Raw genomic sequence first — 6,489 nt, 5'->3', positions numbered from 1 at the left:
CAGTGCCCGTAGTACTGGACGTCAAGGAAATGGTCAGCACCCATCTGGCCATTTTGGCGGGGACAGGATCCGGCAAATCTTATACAGCAGGGGTTTTGATTGAAGAGCTGCTTTTGCCCAAAAACCGAGCTGCCGTCCTCATTTTCGATCCCCACGGGGAATACCACACGCTGGCAGAAATGCAGTCCCACCCCAAGTTTTTTGGGGAAGACGGCTACCGTCCTAAAGTCAAGGTTCTTTCACCGCAGGAAATTAAGATTCGTGTATCTTCTCTTAACTTCTTTGATATTCTGACCCTGCTGCCAGAGACCACTGACCGACAGAAATCTTTTCTGGAGAAAGCCTTTCGCAAAACAACTCAATTTAACCCGATCCGCTGGACGATTCAGGACTTAATCGATGCCGTAAATGAAGCCGATTCTGCAGAAGATGGATCCCAAGGATCCTCAGCCGCCGCCTTGGAGTGGAAATTAGAACAGATCGACCGCTCTCCTTATTTCAGCAATGTAGAACATCTGGCCCCCAAAGACTTGTTTGAGCCGGGGCAGGTGACCATTCTACAAATGCACGAGATCAGCCAAGAAGAACAGCAGGTGATCGCTGCTGCCATCTTGCGCCAGGCCAACTATGCTCGGATCAATACCCACAAAGGCAAGATCCAGCCGGGGGACGAAAATTACTTGCCTTATCCCGTCTTTATTTTGCTGGAAGAGGCCCATCGGTTTGCCCCTGCCCACGAGCCTTCCCGTTGCAAACAGGTGCTGCGCACCATCCTCAGCGAAGGACGCAAGTTTGGACTGGGGGTAGGTCTCATCACGCAACGCCCTGGCAAGTTAGACTCGGACATTTTGTCGCAATGCATGAGCCAATTTTTAATGCGAATTGTCAACCCTTCCGATCAAGAAAATCTGCGCCACAGTGTCGAGGCTGCCGGACGGGATCTGTTACAGGAATTGCCCGCCTTGAGCAAAGGTCAGGTGATCATCTCCGGGGTGTGCGTCAATACCCCTGTACTGTGCAAAGTGCGGCAGCGCTACACGCAGCATGGCGGCGAAACGTTGGATATTCTTGGCCTCTGGCAAAGGCATTCTCAAGAACACCACCAGCGGGATCGCTTGGCTCAGTCAGCCCCTCTCAAACCGCGTCCTCAACCTCAGGTGGTGGATGGACTCAGCATTGATTAGCAATGGCCCAAAACTCCAACTGTGGCCTGATCTCAATCGCTGAATCTGCCAAATCTACAATCCGAAACCACTGCTTGATTGCAATACAATTCATTTCACAGAAACAAGTTTTGGGGCGAGCAGGATGAGGAAACAAGCCCTTTTGCCAGGTTTGCTGGGCATTGCCGTTGCGGTTCTGCTGGGATCCGGGCCTGCCTATGCTCAGTTGCGGCTGATCCCCGAAGCGGCGCGGCGGGTGTACGAGGCATTGCCGGATCTGCCGCTGGAAAACGTCTACACCCCCATTAACCCCAATGACGGCGGCCCTACGCTTGAGGAAGATACCTTGGTGCGGCGGATGATGGTTTACCATCTGCAGGTGGCCGGTCGCTCCCCGACCGACCGCTTTGACTGGCAACTGACGCTGGCGGACTATTTTGATGCCAATGAGCCAATCATCGCCCAACGGTATCCCGGTGCCGACCGCCTCACGGTCAACCCCTACGCCCAAGACAAAGCCGTTGTACAATCCCTGAACCGGCAACAGCGACAGGCCCTGCTGGAAGCCCTTGTGCTGGCCTTCGGTGGGGATCCCAACCCAACGCCCCTCTACATTCCCACCGACGGGGATCCTGCCCCTACCCGTCCCACCCCAGAACCTATGAAGCCCTTGCTGCTTCCCGGCAGCGGATCCGCTGACTTGCTCAGGCCCTAGCCGAGGTTTCCCGCTAACTCAAGGCTTGCCCGGTGTAGTTCTCAATGCAGCGCAGGAACAGCTCTACCCCAATGCCAAGGGCAGCCTCATCGAAGTCGAAGCGGGGGTGGTGGTGAGGGTAGTTCAGGCCCCTTTCGGGGTTGGCGGATCCCAAAAAAAAGTAGCAGCCAGGCACCTCATTCAGGAAAAACGAGACATCCTCTCCGCCCATGGTCATCTCTGGGATGATCCTCGCCTCTGGGCCAAACACCTGGCGGGCAGCTTGTTCCACCAGCGCTACCATAGCAGGATCGTTGCAAACCGCCGGGTAGCCCCGTTCGTACTGAAACTCGTAGGTGGCTCCGTAGGCTTGGCAAATGCCGGCAACGATTTCTTCCATGCGCTTTGGGATCAAATCGGCCACTTCAGGGTGAAAACTGCGCACAGTACCCCAAATTTCTGCGCTTGGGGCGATAACGTTGAAGGCATCGCCGGCCCGGAAACGGCCCACCGTCACCACCGCCGGCAGCATCGGATCCACATTGCGGGAGACAATGGTCTGCAAAGCATTGACAATGTGGGATCCCACCACAATGGCATCCACTGTTTGTTGGGGAAGGGCAGCATGTCCGCCTCGCCCGATCACCTGAATCTGAAAGCGGTCGGCAAAGGCCATCGAGGGGCCACTTTTCACGCCAATAGTGCCCAGAGGGCGATTATTCCACAGGTGTAGGCCGAGGATGGCTTCCACATCCGGGTTTTTCAGAACCCCCGCCTCCAGCATGGGCTTGGCTCCGCCGGGGCCTTCTTCGGCAGGTTGAAAAATGACCTTGACCGTGCCCTTGAGGTGTTGACGGTGCTGTTGCAGCAGCTTGGCGGTGCCCATAGCAATGGCCGTATGGCCGTCGTGGCCACAGGCGTGCATGACGTTGGGGATGGCGGAGCGGTACTCGACTTCATTGGCCTCATGAATGGGCAGGGCATCCATATCGGCCCGCAGCGCCAAAACCGGCCCCGGCTGCTCTCCCTCAATGGTGGCTACAATGCCGGTGTGGGCAATGCCAGTCTGGTGCGGGATCCCCCAGCTTTTCAGGCGCTGGCTGATGTAGGCGGCGGTTTGCTTCTCCTGGAAGCCCAGCTCGGGATACTTGTGGATGTGGCGGCGCCAGGTCACCAACTCGGGTTGTAAAGCTCGAACAGCAGGGCGAAGCGCAGGGACAGACATGACCTGAAAAACAAAAATGTCTTGGAAAACCTTCACCAGCGGCTGATGTTGTCGCATGAAGTTGCCTGTTGATTTCACCAGTATGGCAGAGGTTTTGCCAGGGCTGTCTTTCGCTCGATCTCTGGATGGATACCTAGGCCCACAGGGATCCGGTTTCCGGCGGTAGATCTTGCCAGCGGCCCGGCCCCACAGCTCGCAAAGCCTCTTGCAAGGAGATCGCCCCTGAGTAGAGGGCTTTACCCAAAATAGCCCCCGTCAAACCGGGCAAGCTCAACAAAGCCAGCAAATCCGTTAGCGATCCGATTCCCCCCGAAGCAATCACAGGCAGGCGGGAGATGGCGAGGATCTCCTGCAACTGTTGTAGGTTGGGGCCGGCCAGGGTGCCATCCCGGCCAATGTCGGTGTAGATGATGCCGGCGACGCCCTGTTCCCCCACCCGTTGCACCAATTCGGTGGCCCGCAGGGGAGTGGTGCTCAGCCAGCCGCGGGTGGCTACCTGCCCTTGCCGAGCGTCGATCCCCACCCAAACCCGACCGGGGAAGGCTTGGGTCATCGCCTCCAGGGTGTCGGGATCCTCTACGGCTAGGGTGCCAACGATCACCCGATCCACCCCCAAATCCAACAACTGCCGCGCCCGTTCCAGGGATCGGATCCCACCCCCCACCTGCACCGGGATGGCCAGGCTGCGGACAATGCGCTCAATGATGGGCAGGTTGACTGGATCCCCGCTTTTGGCTCCGTCCAAATCCACCACATGCAGGCGAGGGGCACCCTGTGCCGCCCAAGCTTCGGCCTGCTGGATGGGGTCATCGGCCACCTGTTCCGCCTGAGCGTAATCCCCCTGGTAGAGGCGCACGGCGCGGCCCTGGAGAAGGTCGATGGCGGGGATCACCTCCAGAAAAGCAGTTGAGTAAGGCATGATGGGATCCCTTGAGGGGCTTTTCCAGTATCGCCTGGGAGCGGCCTTGCTCCAGCGGAGATCTGGATCTCTAGACCCTAAAGTGCTCCACACCGCTGACGCGATGGGAGAACATCCTGAGATGACTATGAACGCGCGCCAACTGGCTCTGTTGGCTCTGCAGAAAATCGAGCGCCAAAACGCCTATGCCGACCTGGTTCTGGGGCATTTGTTGGCCCACAGCCACCTGATCCCTGCCGACCGGCATCTGGTCAGCGAGCTGGTGTATGGCATTACCCGCCGTCGTCGCACCCTCGACGCCCTAATCGACTGCTTTGCCCAACGTCCTGCCCACAAGCAACCGCCCGATTTGCGGCTCATTCTGCACCTTGGCCTCTACCAGCTGGCTTTTTTGGATCACATCCCCCCCAGCGCTGCCATCCACACCAGCGTGGAATTGGCCCGCCAGATGGGGCTGGGATCCCTGACAGGGGTGGTGAACGGCATCTTGCGCGCCTACCAGCGGCAAGTGTTGGATCAGCCAGAGAAGGATCCCCTCAAGCCCCTCGAGGACACTCTGCCAGCCGACCCAATTCAGGCTTTGGGGATCCGGCACAGCTTTCCCGACTGGTTGGTGAGCCTATGGTGGGAGCGCCTGGGGCCAGCAGAAGCCGAGCAGTTGTGCGCCTGGTTCAACCGACCGCCCCACCTAGATCTGCGGGTTAACCCGCTGCGGGCAGAGGTAGACAGGGTCATCCAAGCCCTGGCAGAAGCAGGGATCCCTGCCCTCCCCATCTCCGAGGTGCCGGGCGCCTTGCGCCTCCAGGATCATGCCGGCGACATCACGGCCCTACCCGGCTTTGCCCAAGGGTGGTGGAGCGTTCAGGATGCCAGTGCCCAGCAGGTGGTGCATTGGCTGGATCCCCAGCCAGGGGAGCGGGTGATCGACTGCTGCGCTGCTCCGGGCGGCAAGACCACCCAAATAGCCCAACACATGCAGGATCGAGGGGAGATTTGGGCTTTGGATCGTCACCCCCACCGTCTGCGGCGCCTAGAGGAAAATGCCCATCGCTTGGGCTTGACCTCGATTCGTTCCCTGGCCATCGACCTGTTATCCCTGAGCGCTGCTGCCGATCGCGTCAGCGGGACGGAGTCCTTACCCCCTGCCCCCTTGCCCCCCTGGCAGAGTGCTGACCGCGTACTGCTGGATGCCCCCTGCTCCGGCCTAGGCACCTTGCACCGCCATGCTGACGCTCGCTGGCGACAAACCCCAGAGCGGATCCCAGAGTTGGCCCACCTGCAAGCCCAGCTCCTGCAAGTGGCGGCCCGTTGGCTGAAGCCGGGCGGGGTGTTAGTGTACGCTACCTGCACGCTGCACCCTGCCGAAAACGAGGAGATCATTCAAGCCTTTCTCGACAGCCACCCCAATTGGGCTGCTGAAGGGGATCCCCTGCTCATCTGGCCCCACCGGCAGGATCGGGATGGATTTTTTATCCAACGGCTGCGTCGATACGGTTAAATAAACCTTCCATCGTGGTGCTTCCCAGGTGCTCCGAGCCATCAACCCTCAGCTTTCCTGAGGGAGAAAAGGATTATCTCCAAGCAAGAGACTGACTGTTGCCCCATGGTTTCTGATCGCGTTAGCGGGACGGAGTCCTTACTGCTGACCAGCCCGAAAAACCCCTGGATCCGAAAGTTGCGGCAGTTGCACCGCAGCCAAGGTCGGCGAGAACAGGGCGCCTTTTTGGTAGAGGGATCCCATCTCATCGAAGAAGCCCTGCGGGTCGGCTGGCCTTTGCAAGCCCTCTGCTACACGCCCGACTGGGCCAGCCGTCACCCTCACCTGCTGGCCGATCTGCCCAAGGGCCTACGGCGGCAACCCGTCAGCCCAGAAGTCATGGCGGCACTCTGTACCACCGAGTCTCCCGAAGGAGCCGTGGCCGTGGCCGTCAGTCGGCAGATTCCCTCTCCCCCCTTGTCCGGGGTACGTTTGGGCCTCGTGGTGGAAACGCTGCAAGATCCGGGCAATTTGGGATCCCTAATCCGAGTCGTGGCCGCCGCAGGAGCCGACGGCCTTTGGCTAAGCGCAGACAGCGTCGATCCCGAAAACCCCAAAGTCTTGCGGGCCTCTGCCGGCCAGTGGTTTCGCCGTCCGCCCCAAGTCGTGCCCGACCTAGCCGCCTGGATCCAGAGCTGCCGTTGCCACGGGATCCAAGTCTTGGCTGCTACCCTCTCCCCCACAGCAAACTGCTACTGGGATCAAGATCTCACCCGCCCTACCCTTTTTCTCCTGGGCAACGAAGGGGCTGGCCTGAGGGAAGCGACTATCCAACAGGCCGATGCACAGGTGCGGATCCCGATGGCCGAGGGTGTCGAATCTCTGAACGTCGCTATGACGGGGGGGTTGTTGCTCTACGAGGCCCTGCGCCAGCGGCGATCTCGCTCAGGAAGCGCTCCCTGAACAGCTAGCTGCTCCCTCAGCTTACTAGCGCAGGAGCCCCGCACTGTA

At 59.5% G+C, this 6,489-nt stretch carries 6 protein-coding genes; 4 read left to right on the top strand and 2 right to left on the bottom strand.

Going from position 1 to position 6,489, the window contains the following annotated elements:
* Positions 1–1,184 (top strand): ATP-binding protein (locus tag NW856_RS00670; RefSeq protein WP_414398583.1); only part of this gene is annotated, 1,184 nt, incomplete at its 5' end.
* Between the two features lie 124 nt (positions 1,185–1,308).
* On the top strand, positions 1,309–1,878 hold the full coding sequence (locus tag NW856_RS00665; RefSeq protein WP_414398581.1) for a hypothetical protein: 570 nt from the start codon (positions 1,309–1,311) through the stop codon (positions 1,876–1,878).
* Positions 1,879–1,891: 13 nt separating this feature from the next.
* On the opposite strand, the gene NW856_RS00660 is transcribed toward NW856_RS00665, so the two are convergent.
* Together NW856_RS00660 and hisA are read right to left on the bottom strand one after the other, a co-directional pair.
* Entirely contained in the window at positions 1,892–3,082 is a 1,191-nt protein-coding gene (locus NW856_RS00660) for a M20 metallopeptidase family protein (protein ID WP_414398578.1), read from the bottom strand.
* Positions 3,083–3,215: 133 nt separating this feature from the next.
* On the bottom strand, positions 3,216–3,980 hold the full coding sequence (hisA, locus tag NW856_RS00655; protein WP_414398586.1) for a 1-(5-phosphoribosyl)-5-[(5-phosphoribosylamino)methylideneamino]imidazole-4-carboxamide isomerase: 765 nt from the start codon (positions 3,978–3,980) through the stop codon (positions 3,216–3,218).
* 148 nt (positions 3,981–4,128) lie between these two features.
* On the opposite strand from hisA, the gene NW856_RS00650 reads away from it, so the two are divergent.
* Together NW856_RS00650 and NW856_RS00645 are read left to right on the top strand one after the other, a co-directional pair.
* Positions 4,129–5,499 (top strand): 16S rRNA (cytosine(967)-C(5))-methyltransferase, encoded by a 1,371-nt coding sequence (locus NW856_RS00650; RefSeq protein WP_414398584.1) that lies wholly within the window; start codon positions 4,129–4,131, stop codon positions 5,497–5,499.
* Positions 5,500–5,604: 105 nt separating this feature from the next.
* Entirely contained in the window at positions 5,605–6,441 is an 837-nt protein-coding gene (locus NW856_RS00645) for a TrmH family RNA methyltransferase (RefSeq protein ID WP_414398575.1), read from the top strand.
* Positions 6,442–6,489: the final 48 nt, after the last annotated feature.

This window comes from Synechococcus sp. R3-13, assembly GCF_047462195.1.
Taxonomy (GTDB): domain Bacteria; phylum Cyanobacteriota; class Cyanobacteriia; order Thermostichales; family Thermostichaceae; genus Thermostichus.
This window is presented reverse-complemented; position numbering and strand designations above follow the sequence as displayed.